At 61.6% G+C, this 25,475-nt stretch carries 28 protein-coding genes, 1 other RNA gene and 2 pseudogenes; 9 read left to right on the plus strand and 22 right to left on the minus strand.

The window, feature by feature from the left end:
• Positions 1 to 62: 62 nt before the first annotated feature.
• From OIU37_RS30435 to tkt, 7 genes are all read right to left on the minus strand, one after another.
• Positions 63 to 1,088 (minus strand): class I fructose-bisphosphate aldolase, encoded by a 1,026-nt coding sequence (locus OIU37_RS30435; RefSeq protein ID WP_240604440.1) that lies wholly within the window; start codon positions 1,086 to 1,088, stop codon positions 63 to 65.
• Between the two features lie 225 nt (positions 1,089 to 1,313).
• Positions 1,314 to 2,516 (minus strand): phosphoglycerate kinase, encoded by a 1,203-nt coding sequence (pgk, locus tag OIU37_RS30440; protein WP_264259639.1) that lies wholly within the window; start codon positions 2,514 to 2,516, stop codon positions 1,314 to 1,316.
• Positions 2,517 to 2,586: 70 nt separating this feature from the next.
• Positions 2,587 to 4,461, minus strand: a complete 1,875-nt coding sequence (locus tag OIU37_RS30445; RefSeq protein ID WP_264259641.1) for a potassium/proton antiporter — start codon at positions 4,459 to 4,461, stop codon at positions 2,587 to 2,589.
• Between the two features lie 489 nt (positions 4,462 to 4,950).
• Positions 4,951 to 5,130: a hypothetical protein gene (locus OIU37_RS30450; protein WP_171605582.1), complete on the minus strand. Its 180-nt coding sequence runs from the start codon at positions 5,128 to 5,130 to the stop codon at positions 4,951 to 4,953.
• A 90-nt stretch (positions 5,131 to 5,220) separates the two neighbouring features.
• A complete protein-coding gene (locus OIU37_RS30455; protein WP_171605583.1) occupies positions 5,221 to 5,535 on the minus strand; it encodes a hypothetical protein in 315 nt (104 codons plus the stop codon).
• A 227-nt stretch (positions 5,536 to 5,762) separates the two neighbouring features.
• Positions 5,763 to 6,773, minus strand: a complete 1,011-nt coding sequence (gene gap / locus OIU37_RS30460) for a type I glyceraldehyde-3-phosphate dehydrogenase (RefSeq protein ID WP_182209258.1) — start codon at positions 6,771 to 6,773, stop codon at positions 5,763 to 5,765.
• Between the two features lie 80 nt (positions 6,774 to 6,853).
• Complete coding sequence (gene tkt, locus OIU37_RS30465; RefSeq protein ID WP_171605585.1) at positions 6,854 to 8,827, minus strand: transketolase; 1,974 nt, start codon at positions 8,825 to 8,827, stop codon at positions 6,854 to 6,856.
• A gap of 333 nt (positions 8,828 to 9,160) precedes the next feature.
• Between tkt and OIU37_RS30470 the strand changes: the two genes are divergently transcribed.
• The 3 genes from OIU37_RS30470 (at position 9,161) to ssrS (ending at position 10,058) form a co-directional block, all read left to right on the plus strand.
• Positions 9,161 to 9,436 (plus strand): DUF4164 domain-containing protein, encoded by a 276-nt coding sequence (locus tag OIU37_RS30470; RefSeq protein ID WP_012758879.1) that lies wholly within the window; start codon positions 9,161 to 9,163, stop codon positions 9,434 to 9,436.
• Positions 9,437 to 9,452: 16 nt separating this feature from the next.
• A complete protein-coding gene (locus tag OIU37_RS30475; RefSeq protein WP_027668249.1) occupies positions 9,453 to 9,830 on the plus strand; it encodes a cell division protein ZapA in 378 nt (125 codons plus the stop codon).
• A 69-nt stretch (positions 9,831 to 9,899) separates the two neighbouring features.
• A non-coding RNA gene (gene ssrS, locus OIU37_RS30480) (6S RNA) lies at positions 9,900 to 10,058 on the plus strand.
• A gap of 66 nt (positions 10,059 to 10,124) precedes the next feature.
• On the opposite strand, the pseudogene OIU37_RS30485 reads toward ssrS, so the two are convergent.
• The 4 genes and pseudogenes from OIU37_RS30485 to OIU37_RS30500 all read right to left on the minus strand — a co-directional run.
• Positions 10,125 to 10,465, minus strand: a pseudogene (locus OIU37_RS30485) (hypothetical protein); the annotation flags it as partial.
• A gap of 37 nt (positions 10,466 to 10,502) precedes the next feature.
• Complete coding sequence (locus OIU37_RS30490; RefSeq protein ID WP_264259646.1) at positions 10,503 to 11,486, minus strand: NAD(P)-dependent oxidoreductase; 984 nt, start codon at positions 11,484 to 11,486, stop codon at positions 10,503 to 10,505.
• A gap of 97 nt (positions 11,487 to 11,583) precedes the next feature.
• The gene (locus OIU37_RS30495; RefSeq protein WP_171605587.1) at positions 11,584 to 12,120 is read right to left on the minus strand and encodes a helix-turn-helix transcriptional regulator; all 537 of its coding nucleotides are present in this window, start codon (positions 12,118 to 12,120) and stop codon (positions 11,584 to 11,586) included.
• A gap of 76 nt (positions 12,121 to 12,196) precedes the next feature.
• The gene (locus OIU37_RS30500; protein WP_171605588.1) at positions 12,197 to 12,529 is read right to left on the minus strand and encodes a helix-turn-helix transcriptional regulator; all 333 of its coding nucleotides are present in this window, start codon (positions 12,527 to 12,529) and stop codon (positions 12,197 to 12,199) included.
• A gap of 69 nt (positions 12,530 to 12,598) precedes the next feature.
• On the opposite strand from OIU37_RS30500, the gene OIU37_RS30505 reads away from it, so the two are divergent.
• From OIU37_RS30505 to OIU37_RS30520, 4 genes and pseudogenes are all read left to right on the plus strand, one after another.
• Positions 12,599 to 13,081 (plus strand): SRPBCC domain-containing protein, encoded by a 483-nt coding sequence (locus tag OIU37_RS30505; protein ID WP_171605589.1) that lies wholly within the window; start codon positions 12,599 to 12,601, stop codon positions 13,079 to 13,081.
• A 137-nt stretch (positions 13,082 to 13,218) separates the two neighbouring features.
• Positions 13,219 to 14,250: a phosphogluconate dehydrogenase (NAD(+)-dependent, decarboxylating) gene (gene gnd, locus OIU37_RS30510; RefSeq protein ID WP_171605590.1), complete on the plus strand. Its 1,032-nt coding sequence runs from the start codon at positions 13,219 to 13,221 to the stop codon at positions 14,248 to 14,250.
• Positions 14,251 to 14,322: 72 nt separating this feature from the next.
• Positions 14,323 to 14,666: pseudogene (locus OIU37_RS30515) on the plus strand (mechanosensitive ion channel protein); the annotation flags it as partial.
• Entirely contained in the window at positions 14,664 to 14,858 is a 195-nt protein-coding gene (locus OIU37_RS30520) for a hypothetical protein (RefSeq protein ID WP_264259712.1), read from the plus strand. The pseudogene OIU37_RS30515 and the gene OIU37_RS30520, both read left to right, overlap by 3 nt.
• Positions 14,859 to 14,862: 4 nt before the next feature.
• Here the strand turns inward: OIU37_RS30520 and OIU37_RS30525 are convergent, their stop codons facing one another.
• Complete coding sequence (locus OIU37_RS30525) at positions 14,863 to 15,240, minus strand: DoxX family membrane protein (RefSeq protein ID WP_182209263.1); 378 nt, start codon at positions 15,238 to 15,240, stop codon at positions 14,863 to 14,865.
• 234 nt (positions 15,241 to 15,474) lie between these two features.
• On the opposite strand from OIU37_RS30525, the gene mprF reads away from it, so the two are divergent.
• Together mprF and OIU37_RS30535 are read left to right on the plus strand one after the other, a co-directional pair.
• A complete protein-coding gene (gene mprF, locus OIU37_RS30530; RefSeq protein ID WP_264259648.1) occupies positions 15,475 to 18,078 on the plus strand; it encodes a bifunctional lysylphosphatidylglycerol flippase/synthetase MprF in 2,604 nt (867 codons plus the stop codon).
• Entirely contained in the window at positions 18,075 to 19,457 is a 1,383-nt protein-coding gene (locus tag OIU37_RS30535) for a virulence factor family protein (protein ID WP_264259651.1), read from the plus strand. Before mprF ends, OIU37_RS30535 begins: the two co-directional genes overlap by 4 nt.
• A 47-nt stretch (positions 19,458 to 19,504) precedes the next feature.
• On the opposite strand, the gene OIU37_RS30540 is transcribed toward OIU37_RS30535, so the two are convergent.
• From OIU37_RS30540 to ruvC, 10 genes are all read right to left on the minus strand, one after another.
• Positions 19,505 to 20,068, minus strand: coding sequence for a DinB family protein (locus OIU37_RS30540; RefSeq protein ID WP_264259653.1), 564 nt, complete (start codon positions 20,066 to 20,068; stop codon positions 19,505 to 19,507).
• A gap of 91 nt (positions 20,069 to 20,159) precedes the next feature.
• On the minus strand, positions 20,160 to 20,672 hold the full coding sequence (locus OIU37_RS30545; RefSeq protein WP_264259655.1) for an NUDIX hydrolase: 513 nt from the start codon (positions 20,670 to 20,672) through the stop codon (positions 20,160 to 20,162).
• 7 nt (positions 20,673 to 20,679) lie between these two features.
• The gene (locus OIU37_RS30550; RefSeq protein WP_264259656.1) at positions 20,680 to 21,582 is read right to left on the minus strand and encodes a metallophosphoesterase; all 903 of its coding nucleotides are present in this window, start codon (positions 21,580 to 21,582) and stop codon (positions 20,680 to 20,682) included.
• Positions 21,583 to 22,623 carry a Holliday junction branch migration DNA helicase RuvB gene (gene ruvB, locus OIU37_RS30555; RefSeq protein ID WP_240604431.1) on the minus strand — a complete coding sequence of 347 codons (1,041 nt, stop codon included), beginning with the start codon at positions 22,621 to 22,623 and terminating at the stop codon, positions 21,583 to 21,585.
• The gene (locus OIU37_RS30560) at positions 22,620 to 23,024 is read right to left on the minus strand and encodes a PIN domain-containing protein (RefSeq protein WP_171605597.1); all 405 of its coding nucleotides are present in this window, start codon (positions 23,022 to 23,024) and stop codon (positions 22,620 to 22,622) included. Before OIU37_RS30560 ends, ruvB begins: the two co-directional genes overlap by 4 nt.
• Positions 23,021 to 23,305, minus strand: a complete 285-nt coding sequence (locus OIU37_RS30565) for an AbrB/MazE/SpoVT family DNA-binding domain-containing protein (RefSeq protein WP_064651256.1) — start codon at positions 23,303 to 23,305, stop codon at positions 23,021 to 23,023. The genes OIU37_RS30560 and OIU37_RS30565 overlap by 4 nt, the downstream gene beginning before the upstream one ends.
• Before the next feature lie 74 nt (positions 23,306 to 23,379).
• Positions 23,380 to 23,994 (minus strand): Holliday junction branch migration protein RuvA, encoded by a 615-nt coding sequence (gene ruvA / locus OIU37_RS30570; protein WP_129419536.1) that lies wholly within the window; start codon positions 23,992 to 23,994, stop codon positions 23,380 to 23,382.
• A gap of 13 nt (positions 23,995 to 24,007) precedes the next feature.
• Entirely contained in the window at positions 24,008 to 24,421 is a 414-nt protein-coding gene (locus tag OIU37_RS30575) for a type II toxin-antitoxin system VapC family toxin (protein WP_129419535.1), read from the minus strand.
• The gene (locus OIU37_RS30580) at positions 24,421 to 24,672 is read right to left on the minus strand and encodes an AbrB/MazE/SpoVT family DNA-binding domain-containing protein (protein WP_017961997.1); all 252 of its coding nucleotides are present in this window, start codon (positions 24,670 to 24,672) and stop codon (positions 24,421 to 24,423) included. The genes OIU37_RS30575 and OIU37_RS30580 overlap by 1 nt, the downstream gene beginning before the upstream one ends.
• A gap of 57 nt (positions 24,673 to 24,729) precedes the next feature.
• Positions 24,730 to 25,239, minus strand: a complete 510-nt coding sequence (gene ruvC / locus OIU37_RS30585) for a crossover junction endodeoxyribonuclease RuvC (protein WP_129419534.1) — start codon at positions 25,237 to 25,239, stop codon at positions 24,730 to 24,732.
• Positions 25,240 to 25,475: the final 236 nt, after the last annotated feature.

Below are 25,475 nucleotides of genomic sequence, written 5' to 3' on the forward strand. Positions count from 1 at the left end.
GGATTTGGACAAGAGCGGCAACGTTGTGGTTGCCACTCCGCCCGGAATCCCGGAGCAAAAACTCAGGCGGCCTTTTCCAGGTCTTTCTTCCAGTTGCCCTTGGCGGCGAGGCTGTTCATCTCGGCGCGGTGGGTGAACTCGCGTTGGCCGGCAGCGACGTTTTCCTGCTTGCCGTTCCAGGCCCGGAGCGCGCTGTCCTGCAGGGCGCGGCCGTAGGAGAAGGTGACGAACCAGGGCAGGTCGCCGCCGGCATTGATCGCCGAAAGATGGGCTGTCGCTTCTTCGGTCGTCTGGCCGCCGGAGAGGAAGGCGATGCCGGGAACGGCGGGCGGAACGGTCGCCTTCAGCACCTTGACGGTGCGCTCGGCAACTTCGGCGACCGAGGCCTTGCGGGCATTCTTGCCGTCGATCACCATGTTCGGCTTGAGGATCATGCCTTCGAGGTTGACGCGGGCCTCGGCCAGTTCCTCGAAAACGATGCGCAGCGTGGATTCGGTTACTTCGGCGCAGCGGTCGATATTGTGGTCGCCCGGTTTGCCGTCCATCAAGCATTCCGGCTCGACGATCGGAACGATCCCGGCTTCCTGGCAAAGTGCGGCATAACGAGCAAGCGCCTGAGCGTTGGCGCGGACGGAACCGCGGGTCGGCAAGGTCGGCGAGATGGCGATGACGCCGCGCCACTTGGCGAAGCGGGCGCCGGCTTCATAATATCTGGCAAGGCGCTCGCCGAGGCCGTCGAGGCCTTCGGTGATGGTTTCAGCGGGATACTTGGCCATCGGCTTGGCGCCGGTATCGACCTTGATGCCGGGGATGGCGCCGGCTGCGCGGATGATATCGACGAAAGGCGTGCCGTCTGCGGCCTTCTGGAACAGGGTCTCTTCGAAGAGGATGACGCCGGAGATATATTTCTTCATCGCCTCGTCGGAGCGGAAGAGCATTTCGCGATAGTCGCGCCGGCTGGTTTCGGTCGATTCGAGATTGATCGCGTCGAAACGCTTCTTGATGGTGGAGGTCGATTCATCGGCGGCGAGCAGTCCCCGGCCACCCGTAACCATCTGCACTGCAATGTCTTCCAGTCGTTCGCTCATTTTCGTTCTCTCCACAACAATAAACATCGGCACTTCAGGAATATAGAACGCGGATAACAGAAGTTTATAGCGAGGAAAATGGAAGGCTAAGTCATTGAAACGATTGAATTCAATTCAATCGTTTGAAAGTTGGGATTTTTTTCGTCCTCTGAGCAAAAGACCGCGGAAGCTGTTTTTCTTCCACGGTCTATCCACATGTAAAATCTGCGAAATCAGTCTTGCCGATTACCTTGCAGCGTTGAGGACGGCGACGCCGGGAAGCTCTTTGCCTTCCATCCATTCGAGGAAGGCGCCGCCGGCGGTCGAGACATAGGTGAAATCGTCGGCAACGCCGGCATGGTTGAGTGCCGAGACGGTGTCGCCGCCGCCGGCAACGGAGGTGAGCTTGCCGGCTACCGTGCGACCAGCGGCGAATTTCGCAGCAGCGACCGTCGCAGCATCGAAGGGTGCGATCTCAAAGGCGCCGAGCGGGCCGTTCCAGACCACGGTTGCGGCGCGCTCGATCCAGGCGTTGACGGCCTCGACGGATTTCGGGCCGACATCGAGCACCATGGCATCGGCAGGAATGGCGTTGATATCGACCGTCTCGTTGGCGGCACCCGCCTTGAACTCGCGGGCAATCACGCCATCCTCGGGCAGGATAATGGCGCAGCCGGCGGTCGCGGCCTCGATCATGATCTGCTTGGCGGTTTCGGCGAGATCATGTTCGCAAAGCGACTTGCCGACATTGGTGCCGCGGGCGGCGATGAAGGTATTGGCCATGCCGCCGCCGATGACGAGCGCATCGACCTTCTTCACGAGGTTCATCAACAGGTCGATCTTGGTGGAGACCTTGGCGCCGCCGACGATCGCGACGACAGGGCGAGCGGGATCACCGAGGCCCTTCTCCAGCGCCTCCAGCTCGGCCTGCATGGTGCGGCCGGCATAGGCCGGCAGGTGGTGGGCAAGACCCTCGGTCGAGGCATGGGCGCGGTGGGCGGCCGAAAAGGCGTCGTTGACATAGATGTCGCCATTGGCGGCAAGCGCCTTGGTGAAGTCGGGGTCGTTGTTTTCCTCGCCCTTGTGGAAGCGGGTGTTTTCCAGAAGCAGGATATCGCCGTCATTCATCGCGGCAACCGCGGAGGCGGCGGCTTCACCGATGCAGTCGGAGGCCGTCAGCACGGCATGATCAAGGACTTCCTCGACGGAAGGGGCGATCAGCGACAGCGACAGCTCCGGCGAAGGGCCATCCTTCGGCCGGCCAAAATGGGCCAGCAGGATCACCTTGGCACCCTTTTCGGACAATTCCAGGATCGTCGGCGCCACACGCTCGATGCGCGTCACATCGGTGACCTTGCCGTCTTTCACCGGGACGTTGAGGTCGACGCGGACGAGAACGCGCTTGCCGCGGATGTCGGAAAGATCGTCGAGGGTCTTGAAAGAAGGCATGGGGAGGATCCTGTCGTGGTTGGCGAAAGTTGCGCCGAACATAGCAAGGATCATTCGAGACGCAAGGCGTTCAGCGGCCGTTTTCGCGTGTGCCTTCGTCGCGTCCGGCCGGCGGTTTCTGCGTGCTTTCGGAGGCTGCGGTTTCCCGGTTCCGGCGTCCGTTCAGTCGGTCGCGGATGCGCTGGATAATGTCCTTGAGATTGAGGAAGATCGGCAGCGTAATTGCCGGTTCGACTGCTTCGAGCGACATGCCGACGGAGGTGATGTGGTCGTGCTCATCGAGATCGCGGACGATGAGGATGATCGAGCCGAGGCGGACGCGGTCGGCATAATCGGCCTTGCCGCCGAGGCGCTGCCGCATCAATTCGGCGATCGTCAGGCCCTTTTCGGATTCGTTGAGCAGGCCGGGGCCATAGGCGGCGTCGAGATCCGCGGCAGGGCGGGCGGGAGAGAGCGCGAAGGCCCCGAAGAATTCGGCATCGTCGTCATCGACCGGAGCACGGCTGGCGAAAAGCCGGTCGAGCAGGCGGGAATAACTCGGGACGATGAATAGATAGACGAGATCGTGCTCGCGCAGCCGCCCGGCATATTGGTAGCGCATCGATTTGCCGTCGCGGATGACGAGGGAGGGTGTCGCCCAGCGCGGAATGCGCTCGCCGCGCAGCACCGGGCTGTCCTTGATGACGCGGTAGGAGAGCAGTTCGTGGTGCGCTGCGCCCGGCAGGTCGACCTCGACCTTGTCGACGGCACCGATGCGCGGTGGAATGATCAGCCCGAGCTTCTTGGCGACGGGTTTGATCGTCCAGCCTTGGACGAGCAGCGAGACCAGCACGATGATGAAAGCCGTATTGAAATAGATCTGGCCGTTCTCAAGCCCCCCGAGGATCGGCATGATGGCAAGCAGGATGGAGACGGCGCCGCGCAGGCCGACCCAGGCAACGAAGCCGATTTCCTGCTGCGTGTAATCGAAGGGAAGCAGCGACAGCCAGATCGCCAACGGCCGGGCGACGAAGATCAGGAAGAGGGCGAGCAGGATGGCCGGCACGATGATCGCAGGGAATTGCGACGGCGTGGCAAGCAGGCCGAGCACCAGGAACATGATGATCTGCGCCAGCCACGTCATGCCGTCCTGGAAACGCTTGATGGTGCCGATCGCGTGCATCTTGCGGTTTCCGGCATAGATACCGGCGACATAGACGGCGAGGAAGCCGCTGCCGCCGACAGCGCCGGTGAAGGAGAAGACGAGAAGGGCGAGCGCCAGCACGAAGATCGGCGTCAGGCCGCGATCGGTATCGAGCTTGCTGACGATCAACACGATCATCATTCCGCCGAGCAGGCCGAGGATGACGCCGAGGCCCATCTGCTGCACGAACATGGCGAGCATGCCGATATTGATGCCGGCATAACGTTCGCCGCTCGCCAGCACCTCGACGAGGGCGATGGTGAGGAAGATCGCCATCGGGTCGTTGGTGCCGGATTCGACTTCCAGCGTCGAGCGCACCTTGTCGCGGATGTTGATGCCGCCGATGCGCAGCAGGAAGAAGACGGCGGCGGCATCCGTCGACGCGACGATCGAGCCCAGCAGCAGTCCTTCCAGCCAGGTGAAGTTCAAAAGCCACATGGCGGCGAAAGCAAAGAGCGAGGCGGTGATCAGCACACCGACCGAGGCGAGCGCCAGAGAGGGCACGGCCGCGAGCCGGAAGGCCTGTATCGGCGTGCCGAAGCCGGAATCGAACAGGATGATGGCCAGGGCGATGGAGCCGAGAATATAGGCGAGATAATTGTTGCTGAACTCGATGCCGAGGCCATCGACGCCGGCAGCAAGGCCGATCATCAGGAAGAGCAGCAGCAGGGGGGCGCCGAAGCGGAAGGCGAGCAGGCTCGAAAAAGCGGCAAGAAGCACGAGCGCCGTCGAAACCAGCACCACGATATAGAACGCTTCCATGCCCACCCCTTTCCATCGACTGCTTCGCGAACACGGCCGCCCCGGCCGATCCGCCTTTATTCAACCCCCTCCGTCACGCGCGGCAATCCATCAGTAAACGGCAAAACGCCAGAGAAGGGTAGGCCTTGCGGCTTAACCTCGTCGCGATGCTGCTTCATGCTGCTGAACGGCTGCCGGACGGCCAACCGACACGGAATGCTACGGGAGAAAGTCTCTATAAAGAATGTATAGGAAAATCAGGCGAGAGCAGGGCAAAAGAGACAGGCACGGATTTTTCCTGCCGGTATCTGCGAATGGCAACAGCATAAGACACGCTCCTGCCACGCGGCGCGTTTGCCTTGTCCAATGACGGGAAGACTGGATTACACGCGCGGATGCGGAGAGCGAGGAAATCCACGCTGAGATTTTTCGATATCGGGTAGGAAAATGCCGGCCGAGAGCAGCCGGCTGTAGTCTTGTGTCAGAAGCGGCCGGCCGGCCCTTGCTCTGCTATCCCAACACTGCCTGAAGTATGACGACGGCGAGAAACGAGAGGCCAATGAACGCGGCAACCCAGATGACCAGACGATTAGCCTTTGCCAGCACGGCAGGTCTGACGTCCCGCTTGGGGTGAAACCGCTGCCGCCGTTTGAGGGTGGTGTGGGACAAGCGTTTTTGTGCCTCTGCCATTTATCACCTCTACTTGGCTCATTTTAGCCATTGTGCAGCGCTGTGCATGTCCTCAATCTAGCACGCTTGGCCAGCGGATTGCCAACTCGCTCAGTCTTGCGTGTCTTCGCCCTCGTCGGTCAGATCCGCGACCGGGACCAGGAAAACGACGAACTCGTCCTCGATCGTCCGTTCGGGATCGTCGTCGAATTCATAGGCGTGCTCGACTTCGCTTGCTTCCTCAGCCGTTGCCTTGCGCAAGCTCAGGGCCGCTTTGCGGTCCCAAAGAGGCTTGCCTTCGGATTCCAGGATGGTCAGATCGTCGCGAAAGTCTTCAGCCTCGAAGAAATGCGTCGCTTCCTCGTGATTTTCCGAGCGAAAACTGGCAACGGCGCGGCCGGCGATTTCAACGGTAAAGTAATCCATCCATCTCTCTTTATCTCCCCCAGACGACGATGCGGCTGCAGGGGTTATCGATGACGCCATAGCCGGCTTCGGAACCGAGGCGGTACTGGCAGTCTGTGCATGTCGAATGCCCAAGGCCGCCTATCCTACCAGATCCGGTGCTGGAAATGGGAAATCATGCGGCACGAGCGCGTATGACAAAACGGCCCGGTTTCCCGGGCCGCTTGCGATAGTCGATAGTCAGGCTCTTAGATCAGCTTGGCAAACGCGACGGCGGTGTCGGACATGCGGCTGGAGAAGCCCCACTCGTTGTCGTACCAGGACAGGACGCGCACGAAGTTGCCTTCCATGACCTTGGTCTGATCGGTTGCGAAGATCGAGGAGTGGCTGTCGTGGTTGAAGTCACGGGAGACGAGCGGCTCGTCGGTGTAGCCGAGGATGCCCTTCAGCTTGCCGTCTGCCGCAGCCTTGATGGCTTCGTTGATTTCGCCGACGCTGGTTGCCTTCTTGGCGACGAACTTGAAGTCGACGACGGAAACGTTCGGGGTCGGAACGCGGATCGAGGTGCCGTCGAGCTTGCCCTTGAGGTGCGGCATGACGAGGCCAACGGCCTTTGCAGCGCCCGTCGAGGTCGGGATCATCGAGAGGGCAGCAGCACGGGCGCGATACAGGTCCTTGTGCATCGTGTCGAGCGTCGGCTGGTCGCCGGTATAGGAGTGGATGGTCGTCATGAAGCCGTGGTCGATGCCGACGGCGTCGTCGAGAACCTTCACGACCGGCACCAGGCAGTTGGTGGTGCAGGATGCGTTGGAGATGACCATGTGCTCCTTGGTGAGCTGGTCATGGTTGACGCCGAAGACGACCGTCAGGTCGGCACCATCGGCAGGCGCCGAGACGATGACGCGCTTGGCGCCGGCCGTCAGGTGGGCGGCAGCCTTGTCGCGGGCGGTGAAGATGCCGGTGCATTCCATGGCGATGTCGACGCCGAGTTCGCGGTGCGGCAGCGTTGCCGGATCCTTGATCGCCGTAACCTTGATCGGCTTGCCGTTGCCGACGATGATCGTGTCACCTTCGACCTTCACGGTTGCCGGGAAACGGCCGTGGATCGAGTCGTAGCGCAGCAGGTGGGCGTTGGTTTCGACCGGGCCGAGGTCGTTGATGGCGACGACTTCGATGTCGGTGCGGCCGGATTCGACGATCGCGCGCAGGACGTTGCGGCCGATGCGGCCGAAACCGTTGATGGCAACCTTGACTGTCATGTTCATTCACTCCCGATAGAGTAGGGCCCGATAGTGAGGGCCTGGATTGAGGAGATGGAGAGCGCCCCAAGGCGCCCTCATTAAAGCTTTGCTTCCGCGGCCGCAACGACGGCGTCGGCGGTGATGCCGAAATGCTTGTAAACGTCCTTGACCGGGCCGGAAGCGCCGAAGCTCTTCATGCCGATGAAGGTGCCTTCCGGGCCGATGAACGCATCCCAGCCTTCGCGAACGGCGGCTTCGACGGCGATCTTGACCGGCGAGTTGCCGAGGATCTCCCTGCGATAGGCTTCCGGCTGCTCGAAGAAGAGTTCCGTGCAGGGAACCGATACGACGCGGACGGTGACACCCTTGGCTTCGAGTGCCGTACGGGCTGCAACGGCGATTTCGACTTCGGAGCCGGACGCGAAGATCGTCACCTTGGCGTCGGCATTGCCGGCCAGCGTGTAAGCACCCTGTTCGCACAGGTTCTTTTCGCTGTATTCGGTGCGGGCTGCAAGCAGGTTCTGGCGCGTCAGAGCAAGGCCTGAAGGACGGTTGTGCGTTTTGATGGCGATTTGCCAGCATTCCGCCGTTTCCGTGGCGTCGGCCGGACGGAAGACCATCAGGTTTGGGATGGCTCGCAGACCGGCGAGCTGTTCGACGGGCTGGTGCGTCGGGCCGTCTTCGCCGACGCCGATCGAGTCATGCGTCAGGACGTGAATGACGCGGATGCCCATCAGCGAAGCAAGGCGGATCGGCGGGCGGCAATAGTCCGAGAAGATCAGGAAGCCGCCGCTATAGGGGATGAGGCCGCCATGCAGCGCAATGCCGTTCATGGCAGACGCCATGCCATGCTCGCGGATGCCCCAATGCACGTAGCGACCGGCGAAATCCGTCGGCGTGATCGAGTGCATCTGGCTGGTCTTGGTGTTGTTCGACGGCGTCAGGTCGGCGGAGCCGCCGAGCGTTTCCGGCAGGAAGCCGTTGATGACCTCGAGCGCGTCTTCCGAAGCCTTGCGGGTCGCAACCGTCGGCTTGGTCTCGGCGAGCTTCTTCTTATATGCGCTGATCGCGGCGTCGAAGCCTTCCGGCAGCTCGCCTGCCATGCGGCGGGTAAATTCGGCCTTGGCGGCGGCTTTGGCGAGGGTTTCCTCCCACGCCTTGACGATATTGTCAGAGCGGGTGCCGGCCGCGCGCCATGCGTCCAGGACGTCGGAGGGGATGACGAAGGGCTCGTAATCCCAGTTCAGCGCCTTGCGGGTGGCGGCGATTTCCTCGGCGCCGAGCGGGTTGCCGTGGACCTTGTGGGTGCCCTGCTTGTTCGGGGCGCCGAAGCCGATGACGGTCTTGCAGGCAATGAAGGTCGGGCGGTCGGACTTGTGGGCGGCTTCGATCGCGTCAGCGATAGCGGCCTGATCGTGACCGTCGATCTCGATGGTGTTCCAGTGAACGGCCTTGAAGCGGGCGATCTGGTCAGTCGAGTCCGACAGCGAGACGGCGCCGTCGATGGTGATCGAATTGTTGTCCCAGAACAGGATCAGCTTGTTCAGCTTCAAGTGGCCGGCAAGCGCGATCGCCTCATGGCTGATGCCTTCCATCAGGCAGCCGTCGCCATTGATGACATAGGTGTAGTGGTCCTGCAGATCGGAGCCGAACTCCTCGCGCAGCTTGCGCTCGGCAATCGCCATGCCGACGGCATTGGCAATGCCCTGGCCGAGCGGGCCGGTCGTCGTTTCGATGCCGGTCGCGTGACCATATTCCGGATGGCCGGCGGTCTTCGAGCCGACCTGACGGAACTGCTTCAGATCTTCGACCGTCATGTCGGGGTAGCCGGTCAGATACAGCAGCGAATAGAGCAGCATCGAGCCATGGCCGGCCGACAGCACGAAGCGATCGCGGTTCGGCCAGTGCGGCTTCTTGGGATCGAAGCGCAGATATTTGGTGAACAGGACCGTTGCCACGTCAGCCATGCCCATCGGCATGCCCGGGTGGCCGGAGTTCGCCTTTTCGACGGCGTCCATGGCGAGAAAACGGATCGCATTCGCCATCCGGTCGTGTTGTTCGGGAGAGGTCATGGCTTTTCCGCAAGTTCCGGGTGTCGGGGGATGGCCTCGAGCCTCCAAGACCATCGAGTGAAAGCGGCAGAGACATAGCAGTTGGGACGGGCAAGTCAATAAATGGCAGGCCAAATCCGGGCAAGCAGCGGCGATTTTTGACATTTGATCGCGCGATTGTACAAATGACGAATCTGCTGTGACGAGCCTATGTAAAACGCTCATCCACAGGATAGGCCGGTGGGCAAGTGACAGGATTTATTGACGGGCCGTCGGCGAGCTGCATATCCTTTTGAAATCGCAGGATCGGCGCGGCGTGCCGATTCGCGGATCCTGCGCGGGAATCGGAAAGACATGATGCCCACAGGCAAAACCATGGAAGCAGCGCTCAACGAATTGAGACAGGCGATATCGAGCCTCGAAAACGCCGTCGACATGCGCGTCGAGCGGCAGCGCGAGCAGGGCGAGATCGAGGGCGAGGTGCGGCGTGTGCACGCCGACCGTTCGCGGCTGGCGCAGGAGCTCGACCAGGCCGAATTCCGCGCCAACCGGCTGGAAGAGGTCAATCGCGAGGTATCGCGGCGGCTGGTGACGGCGATGGAAACGATCCGCGCAGTTCTGGATCGCTGATGAGAGAGAGTTTGGCATGGCGCAGGTGACGGTAACGATCGACGGCAAGGCCTATCGTATGGCCTGCGAAGAAGGGCAGGAGGATCACCTGACCGATCTCGCCAACCGCTTCGACGGCTATGTCGGCCATCTCAAGGATCAGTTCGGCGAAATCGGCGATCTCAGGATCACCGTCATGGCCGGCATCATGGTTGTGGATGAAATTTCCGAACTCACGCGCCGCGTCGCTGGATTGGAATCCGAACTCGAGTCGCTGCGCGGCAACCGCGATACGGTGCTTGCAGCGACCGCCCGCACCGAGGAAAATCTTGCGGCGGCGCTGAGTGAAGTGTCGAGCCGCATTCGCGGCATCACCGACAAGCTGAACGGCCGGTCTGCCCCGGAACTCAATTGATCCCAAATAAATAGGGGTGGCCTTTCGTCACCACTGGCGCGTCAGCACAAACGACCTTATATATCGCCATGCGGTCTGCGCCTCTCGACAGGAACCACAATCCCTGGGGCCATACTCGATCCAAAGGGAGCTGTCCCTGGCCAGGCCCGTGGGCCTGGACACACGGCGCCCACCTACGTTTGTAGGCACCCAGGATCGTAAACATCCATCGGTGGTCGTGGATCGCACCTTTTCTTTTATCATCGCGATGACGACGAATGTCGGCTCGCGCGTTCGTCCGTTTCAGCACGTCCGCTATTTCTTCAGGCCTGGAAGGGTGACCTGGAACATGGTGTCGACGTCGGCACCGCCGTCTGCCTTGTAAGCTGCACCCACCTGGAAACCATCCTGCGTCAAGAAGTCGTTGTCATTGGCGACGAACAGGAAGTAGTCGTCCGGCAGGTTCGGGTCGAGAACGCTCACCAGACCCATGGCTTCCCATTTTTCCGATAGATTGTTCTGGTCGTTCGGTGCGCCGTTGCGCAGACCGAAGCGGGCGAGATCGGCCTTGTCGTTGAGGTCGATGAGGGCGTCAGCGTCGCCGGCGTCAGCGAGGGATCGACGACGCCCTTCGGCGCGATCGGCTTGCCCGTATTCGTCGCTGACGAACATGGTGCCATCAGCCTCACTGCTCTATCCGACTGGATAAGGCCCCTCGGCGAAGACCTCATCGTGGTAGCCCTTGGAGCCGACATTCAGCGCCAAAGGGCTTCGCCACTCCCTGTTGTCGCGCAGGCAATCGAGCACGAAACGGAAATCATATCGCGGCTGCCAGCCGAGTTCCCGTCTTGCGCGTTCGTTGACATAGACACGGTCGAGTGAAGGAAACATCTCCCATCCGCGGGATGCGTAAAGGGCGCCTGCACCCGGGAACAGTCGTTCGACGACGTGAGGCGCATCGCGCCGGATCGCGGCAAGATCATTTGCCGAAAACGGCGTTGTGGCGGAGATGATGTAGCGGCCAAAGCCGATTGCCGGCGCCTTTTCGAGCGCCTGCAGATGGGCACCGACCACGTCGGCGATATCGACGCGGCGGTGAAGAAGCTCATTGGCCTGGGCGTTCTCTGCCGAATAGCCGCTGCGAATGTCAGGATCGTCGTCGTTTTCAGGAAAGAAACGCGACGTCCTGAGAATGACCACCGGTAGGCCGGATTTGCGGGCGAAGAGTTCGCACAGACCTTCGGCAGCGAGTTTCGTCACGCCGTAGATGTTTTTCGCGACGGGAAGCACGTCCTCGGTCACCCATGCCGCCGGTTCGCCGGCAGCCGGCGTCAATGCCGCGCCGAAGGTGCTGGTGGTGCTGGTGAAGACGAAGCTTGCAACGCCTGCGGCGGCCGCTTCTTCGAGCAGGTTGAGTGTGCCGGCGATATTGGTGTCGAGGAAATCGCGATTGTCGTGGGTTGCCACATGCGGCTTGTGCAGCGTCGCGGCATGGATGACGTGGCTGATGCCAGACATCGCCTGCCGGACGAAGGCGCGATCACTGATCGAGCCGACCATGTCGGTGAAAGCCGAGGGCTTGATATCGATGCCGCGCACCCAGCGGCTTTCGGCCCTCAAGGTTCGCATCAGCGCCTCGCCGAGATGGCCAGCACTTCCCGTTACCAATATCGTCATCACATCGTCTCCTGACCGTTCGGCAGGGGACGCTATAAAGACTGACGTTTCCGGACAACGCATAAATTATGCATAGGCGTGCAGGAAAGCTTGAGGCTCAGCAGATGGTCGTAACAAGGCGGCCGGCGCTGCCGTCGGAAAGCATGATCCGTTCCCAGGTGACGCGGCCGGCGGCGATCGGCAGCAGCGCATTGCCGTTGGCGCCGGTATCGAGGGTCAGCGACGATAGCCTGCCCTCATGCCAGCCGCGCTCTTCGAGCGACTGCTCGGCGGCGGCGATTTCGGCGGAGGCGTAGGAGAACAGAGAACAGCCGAGAAAGGCGCCGAGCGGCGCCCGCCACTCCGCCTGCCGCCGGCGAGAGGCGGAGAGCAGCCGGTGGGTGCGGTCGCAGATCAGATGCACCGGCCGGACGGAATCCTCGACCAGCCGCTTTAGCGCCGCATCGACTGCCGTATGTCGCGGTGAGGCGAAAATCCGTTCCAGCTTGATTGCCTGTTCGGGCGAGAGGGCGAGCTGGTCGCGCTCCCAGCGCGAGACCGTCGCCTGGTTGACGCCGAGGAGTTCGGCGAGGTGTCCCTGCTTCATGCTGCGCAGCAGCCGCATGCGGCGTATGCCGGTCCCCGATATCGTCATCTGCCTGATCCCATGATGTTTTGGCCAGCATAAGGCTTCGGCCGGCCGGGCAGCAAGCTGTTGGGCGGCCGGATCATTATTCGGGCTGGCCCTCGAGGTCGCCTTTCAGCCGGTCGAGAATCGACAGGGAATGGCCGGCATAGGCGCTGATCCAGCGGTCATAGATGTGCTTGATCGGCAGGCTGTTCAGGTGGTTCCAGCGCTCGCGGCCTTCCTTCCTGGCGATGACCAAGTCGGCCTCCTCCAGAACCTTCAGATGCTGCATTACCGTGCAGCGGTCCATCTGCGGAAACATCTCGCAAAGGGTCCCTGTGGTTCGGGGGGCATCCTTGAGCAGATCGAGGATTTCGCGGCGGCGATGATGCGCCAGCGCCTTGAAGACTGGGTCGTCGGTTGATTCGCTTGACATGTTATATTTTTATAACATAATGGCGCCAAGGACAATGGAACAGACACACTGGAGAAGAGGAGAAGTGTCATGTCTCTCGGAATCCGCGTTTCGGGCCGTGTCGGCCGCCCCGTTGCAGAGGTGTTCGATGCTGTCGTCAACCCAACGAAGCTCAGCAGCTATTTCACCACGATCGGCGGAGCGAGCGCACCGCTCGTGATGGGCACGACGGTGACTTGGTGGAAGGATGCGCCGGTCGAGGTCGTCGAACTCGTGCCGGAAAGCCGCATCGTGCTGCGCTGGGATGGCGGCACCGGCGAAGACAAGACGACCTATAAGACGCTGGTGGAGATGAACTTCAAGCCGCTGGAAGATGGCGGCACGCTGGTGACCATCGCCGAGACCGGCTGGCGCGAGGACGAGGCCGGCCGGCGCGGCACCTATCTCAACTGCGAAGGCTGGACGCAGATGCTTTGCTGCATGAAGGCTTTCGTCGAATACGGCATCAATCTGCGCGAAGGCATGTTCCTAAGCGAAATGAAGGGTGAGCCGGCCAGCGCGCCTGATGTTTGAACGCGTGCGGCGGTGTCAAGAAGATCGGCGGCGCAATCGTCGCATTCGCCAATATCACCGAGACTTCGCTTGCCTGTCACACTGCGGGTGCTAATTTCCGGATTCGATACTTCATTTCGGTTTCCAGGAGATTCATTATGCAGCTTGGCATGGTTGGTTTGGGCCGCATGGGCAATTATATGGTCCAGCGCTTGATGCGAGGCGGTCACGAATGCGTCGTCTACGACGCCAGACCGGAAAGCGTTGCCGCGCTCGCAGGCCTCGGCGCGACCGGCAGTGCCTCGCTCGAGGAGTTCGTCTCGAAGCTCGCCCATCCGCGCGCGATCTGGCTGATGCTGCCGGCAGCGATCGTCGACAAGGTACTGGCGAGCCTGGTGCCGCTGCTTGAGAATGGCGATATCGTCATCGACGGTGGAAACTCCTATTATCATGACGACATCCGCCGCGGCGCCGACCTCATCACCAAGGGCATCCACTATGTCGATGTCGGCACAAGCGGCGGCGTCTTTGGCCTCGAGCGCGGTTATTGCCTGATGATCGGCGGCGAGAAAGGCATCGTCGAACACCTTTCCCCGATCTTCGCGACGCTGGCGCCCGGCGTCGGCAAGACGGAAGCCTCGCCGAACCGGAGCGCCGAAGCGGCTGCTGCCAGCACTGCGGAGCAGGGTTACCTGCATTGCGGTCCACATGGCGCCGGACATTTCGTCAAGATGGTACATAACGGCATCGAATACGGCCTGATGGCTGCCTATGCCGAAGGTATCAATATTCTGAAACACGCCAATATCGGCGCTGCCTCGCACGTGGCCGATGCGGAGACTGCGCCGCTCGCCCATCCGGAACATTTCCAGTATGATTTCAACCTGCAGGATGTCGCCGAAGTCTGGCGCCGCGGCAGCGTCATCACCTCCTGGCTGCTCGATCTCACGGCCGATGCGCTGCATGCCGATCCCGCACTTTCGAAATATGCCGGCCGCGTCTCGGACAGCGGCGAAGGCCGCTGGACGATCATGGCGGCAATCGACGAGAGCGTGCCGACGCCGGTGCTGAGCGCTGCGCTCTACGGTCGCTTCTCCTCGCGCGACAATGACGAATTCGCCAACAAGGTGCTGTCGGCGATGCGCGCGGGCTTCGGCGGCCACGTGGAAAAGCCAGCCGCGAAATCCTGAACCAATGAAAGTGCTACAGCGCCCTGCGGCTCTCGAAAAGACGCGTGGCGCCGTAGCGCGCGCCGTCATAGCCGAGGCCGTCAGGCGGCGCAGATGGCGGGCTTGCATCTCGCGCCGCGCCTCATCCCGGCATTGATCTTCGCGGCGGCAACGGTACTGACACTTCTCAGCCTCAGCTGGCCACCGCTCAGCCAGAGCATCGCGATCGTCTGCGTCGTTGCGCTCCTCGTCCGGCGCTTTACGATCTGCTTCGGCGGCGTGCTGGTCGTCGATCTCATCGGGCTGCCGAGGGTGGAGGAAGAACGGCAGGTATCACCGCTGCGATCATGCCCGGGCCGACGGTCGCATTGTTCTGGTACCGGCGCTGTGCGACTTCGTCTTCTTTCACTTTCGGCTGGGCGATAATTCAGTCGATGATGACGAAACCCGGCGAGCAATTCGTCATCCGCCGCAATGCGCTGGCGATGATCCGCAATGCCTTCCAGGAAAACGGCATCGAATTCGCCGTGCCGACCGTGCAGGTGGCGGGCGATCGCGACGCGGAGGTCGATGCTGCCGTGGGGCGCTATGCCGCGCATGCACGGGCGGGCAGCGAGCCGGCGGCGTAAACCCTCACATCGCGCCGGCGGCTGCGATCAGCAGGCCGCCAATGATCGCCATGTTGGTTTTCCAGGTATTGATTGCGCTGTCGCGCGCCGTTCCCTGCATATCCCAGAAGTTCAGCAGCATGACGGTGGCGGCCAGCGTGAAGATGATGAGACCGAATGCCGCTGCCGTGACGAAAAGCCCCAGCATCAACAGGAGGCCGGCCGCGATCTGGAACAGGCTGCCCGAGAGCAGCACCCATTTCGCGAAAGGAATGCCGCGGGCTTCGATCGCCTCGGTCAGCGGCACGATGACGAAAAAATGATGAATGCCGCCAGCGACATAGAGGCCGCCTAGCAGCAGGCGGCCGAGGACAAGCATTATGAAGGCCGGACCATCCTGCATATCGAATTGTTCTCCCGGATCTCAAATCCCATCGCAGGGCCAAGTTCTTTCGAAGCTTACAAAAATGCAATGCACCGTGACGCCCGCCTGCGCAAATTCGCCCCAATTGAGGATAATTGAGGCGCAACGGGCGGGGCGGGTAGCGGCGGCATGGCTTCATAGAGCTTCCATGCCTCCTATGTTACGCCTTTCAAAAATGATTCCCGCCACGCTAGCAGTTGCGACAGGTACGAGATGTCGGGTCATGGCAATTTGGAAAATATGGAAGAATCGGGCGGATTTTCTTTTGGCGGGCTATTCAGACGGTACAGAACTCCGCTGCTGGCAGCCGCGTCACTGGTGGTTTTCTGCCTCGTCGGTTACGCGATCATGCAGCTCACCAACGAGGTGCGCTATGACGACGTCGTCGGTGCGCTGGCCGCGACCAGGCCGAGCGCGATCCTGCTTGCGTTGTTCTTCACGGCGCTCAGTTTCCTCGCGCTGATCTTCTACGATCTCAACGCCATAGAATATATCGGCAAGAAGCTGCCCTTTCCGCATGTGGCGCTGACGGCGTTCAGTGCCTATGCCGTCGGCAATACCGCCGGTTTCGGCGCGCTTTCGGGGGGTGCCATCCGCTACCGCGCCTATACGCGCCTCGGGCTCTCGCCGGAGGATATCGGCCGCATCATCGCCTTCGTCACGCTGTCCTTCGGATTGGGTCTTGCGGGCGTCGCGGCGATCGCCCTCATCGTCATCGCCGATGAGATCGGCCCGCTCGTCGGCGTGAGCCCCTTCCTTCTGCGGCTGATCGCCGGTTCGATCGTCGCCATTCTGGGCGCGGTGATGATCATCGGCCGCGATGGGCGCGTGCTCGATCTCGGGCCCGTGGCAATCCGCCTGCCGGATTCGCGTACCTGGTCGCGGCAGTTCCTCGTCACAGCCTTCGATATCGCAGCCTCGGCATCAGTACTCTATGTGCTGCTGCCGCAGACGGCCATCGGCTGGCCGGTCTTCCTCGCCGTCTATGCGATCGCCGTCGGTCTCGGCGTGCTCAGTCACGTTCCGGCCGGCCTCGGCGTGTTCGAGACCGTGATCATCGCGTCGCTCGGCAGCGCGGTGAACATCGATGCGGTGCTCGGATCACTGGTGCTCTACCGGCTGGTTTACCATGTGCTGCCGCTGCTGATCGCGGTGCTCGCGGTCTCGGCGGCGGAGCTGCGTCGTTTCGTCGACCATCCGGCCGCCTCCAGCATGCGGCGCATCGGCGGACGGCTGATGCCGCAGCTGCTGTCGGCTCTCGCGCTGCTGCTCGGCGTCATGCTGGTGTTTTCGAGCGTCACGCCGACGCCGGACCAGAACCTCGAATTCCTCTCCAACTATCTGCCACTGCCGATGGTCGAAGGGGCGCATTTCCTCTCCAGCCTGCTGGGGCTGGCACTCGTCGTCGCCGCCCGCGGCCTCGGCCAGCGGCTCGACGGCGCCTGGTGGGTGGCCGTGTTCTCGGCGCTTGCCGCCTTGACTTTGTCGCTGTTGAAGGCGATCGCGCTTGTCGAAGCCGCGTTTCTCGCCTTCCTCATCTTCGGGCTCTTCGTCAGCCGCCGGCTCTTTACCCGCCAGGCCTCGCTGCTCAACCAGGCGCTGACGGCGTCCTGGCTGATGGCGATCGCTGTGATCGTCGTCGGCGCCGTCGTCATCCTGCTCTTCGTCTATCGCGACGTCGAATACAGCAACCAGCTCTGGTGGCAGTTCGAATTTACCGCCGAGGCGCCGCGGGGCTTACGCGCCGTTCTCGGAATCACCATCATCTCGTCGGCGATCGCCGTCTTCAGCCTGCTCCGGCCGGCGAGCTTCCGGCCGGAGCAGGCGACGGACGAGGCCCTGGCGCGTGCCGTCGAGATCGTCATGAAGCAGGGTAATGCCGACGCCAATCTGGTGCGCATGGGCGACAAGAGCATCATGTTCTCGGAAAACGGCGACGCTTTCATCATGTATGGCCGGCAGGGCCGCTCCTGGATCGCGCTGTTCGATCCGGTCGGCGACCATCACGCCGTGCAGGAACTCGTCTGGCGTTTCGTCGAAGCGGCGCGCGCCGCCGGCTGCCGGGCCGTGTTCTACCAGATATCGCCGGCGCTGCTGTCGCATTGCGCCGATGCCGGCTTGCGCGCCTTCAAGCTCGGCGAACTGGCGGTGGCCGATCTCAGGACCTTCGAGATGAAGGGCGGCAAATGGGCGAACCTTCGCCAGACGGCGAGCCGCGCCCAGCGCGACGGGCTGGAATTCGCCGTCGTCGAACCTGAAGACGTGCGCTCGGTCATCGATGACCTTTCCGCCGTTTCCACGGCCTGGCTCGAGCATCACAATGCCAAGGAAAAGGGCTTTTCTCTCGGCGCCTTCGATGCCGATTACGTCTCCTCGCAGCCGGTCGGCATCCTGAAAAAGGACGGCAGGATCGTCGCCTTCGCCAATATCCTCGTGACCGAATCCAGACAGGAGGGCACGATCGATCTCATGCGCTTCTCGCCGGATGCGCCGAAGGGCTCGATGGACTTTCTCTTCGTGCAGATCATGGAATATCTGCGAGGGCAGGGTTTCACCCACTTCAATCTCGGCATGGCGCCTCTCTCCGGCATGTCGAAACGCGAGGCGGCGCCCGTCTGGGACCGCATCGGCAGCACCGTTTTCGAACACGGCGAGCGCTTCTATAACTTCAAAGGCCTTCGGGCATTCAAATCCAAGTTTCATCCGCACTGGCAACCGCGCTATCTTGCGGTCTCCGGAGGGGGCAATCCGATGATCGCGTTGATGGACGCGACATTTCTGATCGGGGGCGGATTGAAAGGGGTAGTGAGAAAATGATCAGGACAATCCTTCTTGCCACGGCATGCGCCTGCATGCTCGCGGCCGCACCGGCTGATGCTGCCGAAGAGACCACACAGAGCTTCGAAGCCGGGCTCATCCCGTCGCCGCACATCTTCCTGCCGGAAGGGGAGGTGAAGGGCACGGTGATGCTGATCTCGGATGCGGCCGGCTGGGGCGACTATGAGAAGGCCGAAGCCGACAGGCTGGTCGCCGAAGGCGCCGTCGTCATCGGCGTCGACTTCCCCTCCTATATCCAGGCGCTCAACCGGTACGACGTCAGCCTCAATGACGGCTGCGTCTACATGGTCTCGGACATCGAATCGCTGAGCCAGCAGGTGCAGCGCGCGACCGGCAACAGTGCCTATCACCTGCCGATCGTCGCCGGCATCGGCGAGGGCGGGGCCTTAGCGCTGGCGATTGCCGCGCAGACGCCGGATGCGACGATCGGCCAGACGCTTGCTGTCGATCCGAAGGCCGGCATTCCACTCGCCCAGGGACTTTGCACGCCGGCTTCCAAGCAGGTCGTCGGCCAACGCACCATGTATGGCCTCAGCGACGGCGCTCTGCCGGATCCGATCGTCGCCGTCTTTACGCCCAATGCCGACAAGGATGGCAGGGCGCATGCCGAAGCGCTGAAGAAGGCCCATGCCGAGATCGAGATCCGCGAATCCACCGACGATGCGCAGACGGTATTTGCCGATACGCTCGACGATCTCGTCACCGCCTCCGGCGCCTTCGGCAATCCGCTCGGCCTGCCGCTGGCGGTGCTCGAGACAACGCCGGCCTTCGATACGATGGCGGTGATCTATTCCGGCGACGGCGGTTGGCGCGACATCGACAAGGAGGTCGGCGGCACGCTGCAGAAGGAAGGCATTCCGGTCGTCGGCGTCGATTCGCTTCACTATTTCTGGTCGGAGCGTAAGCCGGAGGAGACCGCCGCCGATCTTTCGAAGATCATCGATTTCTACCGCAAGCAGTGGAAGGTGAAGCATGTGCTGCTCGTCGGCTATTCCTTCGGCGCCGATGTCGTGCCGGCCACCTATCAGCTCCTCAAGCCGGCTGAAAAGTCGGCGGTGGTGCAATTGTCGCTGCTGTCGCTGTCACACGAAGTCGACTACGTCATTTCCGTTCTCGGTTGGCTCGGCCAGAAAACGGATGGGGCCGGAGGCGATCCCGTCAGCGATCTGAAGAACATCGATCCGAAGCTCGTGCAGTGCATCTACGGCAAGGACGACGATGACGATGTCGCCTGTCCGGCGGTGAAGGAGAGCGGCGCCGAAGTGATCGAACTGCCCGGCGACCATCATTTCGACGAGAATTACGACCTTCTTACCAAGACGATCATCGACGGGTTGAGGAGGCGGCTGCAGAATTAAAGCGTCGCGCGTCCGATAGGACGCGCTAAGCGCGCTTTGTCATGACGTCAGCGCATCAGCCTCTCTTCGCTCCAGCCGAGGTCGGCGAGTTCGTTGCCGCGAAACCGTGCATCGTCGGCAACGATGAATTCATCGAGCTGTGGCGGAGCGACGCTGGTGCCAGAGAGCATCGCATGCACCTGGCCGCGATGATGGGTCTGATGCTGGAAGAGATGCCCGAGCACGTCCTCCATCCGCTCCTGCTGGATGCGGGCGCCGCGATGGAGGCTGACGGTCGAGGCGAGCCTGTCCGGCGTCAGGGCCTCGCAAAGCGCCACCAGGCGCTGATCGACCTTCGCCTGCGCTTGCGCCAGCGAGGAGACGTCATCGAATGGTTCGTCGATCTCGAAGGCCTTGAGCCCGAGCGTGCCGCCTTCCAGGCCGTCGACATAGAACCAGTCGACCGTGATGATATGGTTCAAGGTTTCCTTGATCGAGGGGAAGAAGCTGGTGCGTGGCGCTTCGAATTCTCCAGGCTTCAATGTCGCGCAGGCCTGCAGCAGCCGGCGGTTGGCAAGGGCGTTGTTATAGGCAAGTTTGCGGAATGGCCTGACAGGATCGAAGGTCGGCATTGGCGCATCTCCTCTTTAAGCGCTTTTGGCTACAGCGCCCGGGCGCCTTTTGAGGCGCGCAAGGACGCTGTAACATTTTCAACTGCTTGCATCAGTCTTTGCCGTCGAGATCGCCGTCCCGCCAGACGAGATGACGTGGCGCAACGGGTAGGGCCTCGATTTGATCGGCGATGAAATAGGGCGGGATGTCGAGTGCGGTCAGGGCACTACGCGTTGCCGGCACCCATTTGAACTCGAGATGGTTGTCGCCGTCCTCGACCCGATGGATGATCTCGCCGGACAAAAAGGGGAATTCCGGCGGGAGGTCCATCAGGTAATAGAGACCGAGTTCATGCCAGTCGCGCCGTTCGTAGCGGAAAAAATTCTCGACAATCCACAACAGCCGATGGACGGTCACCTCAACGCCCAGTTCCTCCACCATCTCCCGTTTGAGCGTTTCCTCCGACGTCTCGCCGATTTCCGCCCTGCCGCCTGGAAAGGTCCAGAAGGGCTCATGCACGGCGCGATGGACGAGCACGTGGCCGTCGCGAAAGCCGAGGCCGGCGATGCGATAGTTGAAACGCTCAGCGCCCGCATTCAGGCGGATGAGAGTGCGCTTGGCCATGCCATTCTTATCCAAGATCGATCACGACAATTTCCGGCGGCACGCCGAAGCGGACCGGTGCAATGGAGCAGCCGAGGCCACCGGACACGATGATATTACGCCCCTCCTCGGCCATATGGCCATAGGCATAGCGGTTGCCGTAACGCGAGGGGACGATCGGCGAACGGCCGAGGAGGCGGATCTGTCCGCCATGCGTGTGGCCCGAAAGCGTCAGCGAGACACGTTCGGGCACGCGCGGAAAGATATCGGGCTCATGGGCGAGCAGGATGACGGGCGCATCGTCCGTAACCTGAGCCATCGTTCCCTCGAGATCATCGAGGCCGAGCATATGCGTGCGGCCCCACTTCCGGCCCGGCAGCAGCGCCAGCTGATCTTCGAGGCCTGCGAGCCAAAAGCCGCGGCCATCTTTTTCGAGCCGAACGGCGCGGTTGCCATAGACCGGGATGCCGACGTCGGCGAGGGCTCGGTGTCCGAATGTCTCCATCCCGCCGTTCTTCTGGGCGGTCCTGTCCTCCCACCAATCATGGTTGCCCATGACCGCATGGACGCCGAGAGGGGCCTGCAAAGTGGCGAGCGCCTTCGACCATTGGCTCGAATGCACGTACTGCGTCACCATGTTCATGCCGGCGGCATAATCGCCGAGCAGGACGGTGACGTCGCCCTCCAGTTCATTCGCCCTGTGGCAGATCGCGGCAATGCGGCTTGCCGACATCCAGGGTTCGCAGGCATGGAGATCGGCGAGCGCAACGACGCGGAGCTTGAGCCCCGGCGTCCATCCGGGCGGCGTCAGCTGGTAGCGGGTGATGGCAAGCCGCGCGAGCGGTTCATAGGCGAAGGCGTAACCACCGAGCGACATAACGCCTGCGACACCGCCGCCCAGAACCTTGAAAAATCCGCGGCGGGTGATCACTCAGTTGTCCTCCTGGAACAGCCGGAACTGTGCAGCCTCCATATCCTTGGGCGGTTGCATTCCCAGATGTTTCCACGCGATTGCGGTCAGAACACGGCCGCGTGGTGTGCGCTGAATGAAACCCTGCTGGATCATGTAGGGCTCGATGATGTCCTCGATCGCGTCGCGCGGCTCGGAAAGGCCGGCGGCGATGGTTTCGATGCCGACCGGGCCGCCGCCGAAATTGATGGCGATCATGTTGAGGTAACGTTTGTCGAGCTGGTCGAAGCCGACATTGTCGACCAGCAGGCGGGTCAGCGCCTCGTCGGCGATTTCGCGGGTGACGGCTTCCGCCCTTGCCACCTCGGCGAAGTCGCGCACGCGCCGCAGCAGCCGGCCGGCGATGCGCGGGGTGCCGCGGGCGCGTCTTGCGATCTCGCGGGCGCCTTCCTCGGTGATCGGCAGGTTCATCAGCCGGGCGCCACGGCGCACGATCAGTTCCAGCTCCTCGACGGTGTAGAAGCTCAGGCGCACCGGAATGCCAAACCGGTCGCGCAGCGGCGTCGTCAACAGGCCGAGGCGGGTGGTGGCCGCCACCAGCGTGAATTTCGACAGGTCGATCTTCACCGAGCGAGCGGCAGGGCCTTCCCCGATGATGAGGTCAAGCTGGAAATCTTCCATGGCCGGATAGAGGATTTCCTCGACGGCGGGATTGAGCCGATGGATTTCGTCGATGAAGAGCACGTCGCGCTCCTCGAGATTGGTCAGCAGGGCAGCGAGATCGCCGGCCTTGGCGATCACCGGGCCCGACGTCGAGCGAAAGTTGACGCCGAGTTCTTTGGCCATGATCTGCGCCAGCGTCGTCTTGCCGAGGCCGGGCGGACCGACGAAGAGCACATGGTCCAGCGCTTCGCCGCGGTTTTTCGCCGCCTCGATAAAGACCTTGAGATTGGCGCGCGCTTCCGCCTGGCCGGTGAACTCATCCAGCGATTGCGGGCGCAACGTGATATCAAGGTCTTCGCCCCGCTTTTCCGGCGATATCAGGCGGGCGGATTCGCTCATGAAAGAAGCTCCATACCTGGCACGGTCTTGAACGCGTGCCGGTCAAATGTCTTGGTCGCCGGGCATCCCTCATCCGCGGCGCGGTAGCCGATCAAGGCATCGGCAAAATCGGCGTTTCGCGTTTCCACGGCCCTCAGGGCCTTGATAACGAGGGTCTGGTTCTCGATGTCCAATCCCCTGACGCGTGTCAACTTGCCGATTGCCTCGACAACGTCCTTTTTCTTGAAGCCGAACCGTGCGCGCAGCGCCCAATCCAGTTCCAAGAGGTTCAGAAGCGAGAGAAATCCACGATAATCCCTGCCGATGCCTTCACCGAATTTCAGGGCGGCCGCCCTTTGCTCCGGATCATCGTCGACGATGAGCCTCAGCAGGACGTTTGTATCCAAGCCATAGGCAATCATGCCGCTACATCCGATTTCGATCGCGTGGCTTCGTTGACGACATCGCTGCCCGCAGCGTCGGTGACGGTAGCGTCGATCTCTTCCAGGGAAGCACGACCATTTGGAGGCGATCCCAGAAGGCCTGCAAGATCATTGAAGTTGATCGATTTCGGTGTAATCACGACTTCTCCGTCGATCATCGAGAAAACAAGCTGATCGCCAGGCTGAAGGCCGAGCGTGTCCCGCAACTCTTTCGGAAACGTTATCTGGCCTTTCGGTGAAAGGGTAAATTCTCCCCGCATGGATCAGCAGTCCTATCTATGTGCGTTAGTCGGAAAATTTGTCAATCGGCAGAAAAATGACATTTCATCCTACTCTATCGCGCTAGCTCCTTCAATCCCAGCCTGATCAGCTTGGCACTGTCGGCGCCGTCGCCTGCCGTCTTCATTGCCGTGGCAATCGCGTTCGCCGCCTGGTCGCGGGAATAGCCGAGGTTGGTCAGCGCAGATACCGCGTCGGCGACCGGGGCGGCCGCGACCCCTTCGCCGAGTTCCTGCTTGAGGGCGATATTGATCGCTTCGCCGGCAAAGGCCGGCGCCCGGTTCTTGAGCTCGGTGACGAGACGCATCGCCACTTTCGGACCGACGCCCGGCGCACGCGAGACGGCGGCGCGATCCTGCAGGGCAATCGCATTGGCGAGTTCGCCTGGTGTCAGCGTCGAGAGCACGGCGAGCGCCACCTTGGCGCCGACGCCCTGAACGCTCTGGAGCAGGTTGAACCATTCCCGCTCCAGCGCGGTCATGAAGCCGAAGAGCCTTAGCTGGTCCTCGCGCACATAGGTTTCGATGAACAGCACGCACGCCTCGCCGGCTGAGCCGAGCTTGGACAGGGTGCGGGCCGAGCAATGGGCGACGTAGCAGACGCCGTGCACATCGACGAGCACATAGTCTTCGCCGATCTCGTCTATGGTGCCTTTCAGCTTGCCGATCATGGGTCGCGGTCTCTCAAGGATGCGTTTCGGGGGTTATAAGGTCAACGGAGGGGAAATAGGAGCGGTATCCGCTGGGATCGCGGGTCAAAATTCTGTAGCCCCTTATCGCCGCATGCGCGCCGATGAAGAAATCGGGCAATATCCGTTCGCGCCCACCGCCGGCGCGACGGTAAAGCCGGAAGGCCGCAGCAGCGGCGAATGCAGCCGGCCAAGGCAGGTTCTCGCGGCGGAATTCATCCTGCGGCAGCAGTCGATCGACTTCGTCCACGTCGTCGTACCGAACGGAAAATTCGGAATAGATGATCGGGTTTATGAGGACAGGTCCGTCTTTGAAGACGTCAAGCATCTTTCGACGCGACCACCCGTGCCAGTCCGAACCGACTACGGCCAGATCGACAAGTATGTTCGTGTCGACAAGTGTGGCCATCAGCGATCACGGGTCATCGACATAAGGTCTTCGGCATCGATCTCCTGATCGCCAGTGCCCTCGAGACGACGGATCGTCTGTATGAAACGATCCAGGCGGCCCCGATCCTCGATCTCCTGCTTGCCGTTCTTCGGCGAGAGAACGAGCTTGCCGCCCTCTATCGAGAAAATGACCTCGCTATTGGCCTCGATACCGACAAGTTCCCTGAGATCGCGAGGAATAGTGACCTGCCCTTTGGACGTAACACGCATCTTGTTGCTCCTTCAGAGTAAGAATTATCCTTACCAATGGAACAAGTCAAGAACAAGCTATCCGGCCAGCGCCTGTCGCATGCGGTTGCTGCCGCGATTATGCGCATGGCAGATGGCGATCGCCAGGGCGTCGGCGGCGTCGTTGCCCTTGAATTCGACCTTCGGCATCAGAATCTTCAACATCATGTGGATCTGCTGCTTTTCGCCGTGGCCGACGCCGATGACGGCCTTCTTCACGGCGTTCGGGGCATATTCGGAGACCGGCAGCCCGGCGCGCGCCGGCACCAGCATGGCAATGCCGCGGGCCTGGCCAAGCTTCAGGGTCGCCACCGCATCCTTGTTGACGAAGGTCTGTTCGACGGCGGCCTCATCCGGCTTATAGCTGTGGACGATCTCCGCCAGGCCGTCGTGCAATTGGCAAAGGCGGGAGGCAAGGTCCATGTCGCCGTCGGAAGTCACTGTTCCAGATGCGACAAACCGCAGGGAATTGCCCAGCGTGTCGATGATTCCCCAGCCGGTGCGGCGAAGTCCAGGATCAATACCGACGATGCGAATCGTATTTTGCATGGTTCAACCTATAGCGATCGCGAAATAAGTGCCATCGATATGTGAACAAAACAAAAACACTCCCGGATTTAGGGCCCGACATTTACCGCGAATTAAAACAGATGCCTGAATTCTAGTCGTCAATACGAGAGGGGCTTCTTTTCGCGAAGATTAAGCCTCCGATGTTCTGTTTACAGGTCGGTCGATCAGGCATGCGCTGCATGCCCGGCTGGCAAGCGCGTTCAGAAGGGGTTCGT

Origin of the sequence: Rhizobium sp. BT-226, from assembly GCF_025847085.2 — a bacterium.
Taxonomy (GTDB): Bacteria; Pseudomonadota; Alphaproteobacteria; order Rhizobiales; family Rhizobiaceae; genus Rhizobium; species Rhizobium sophorae.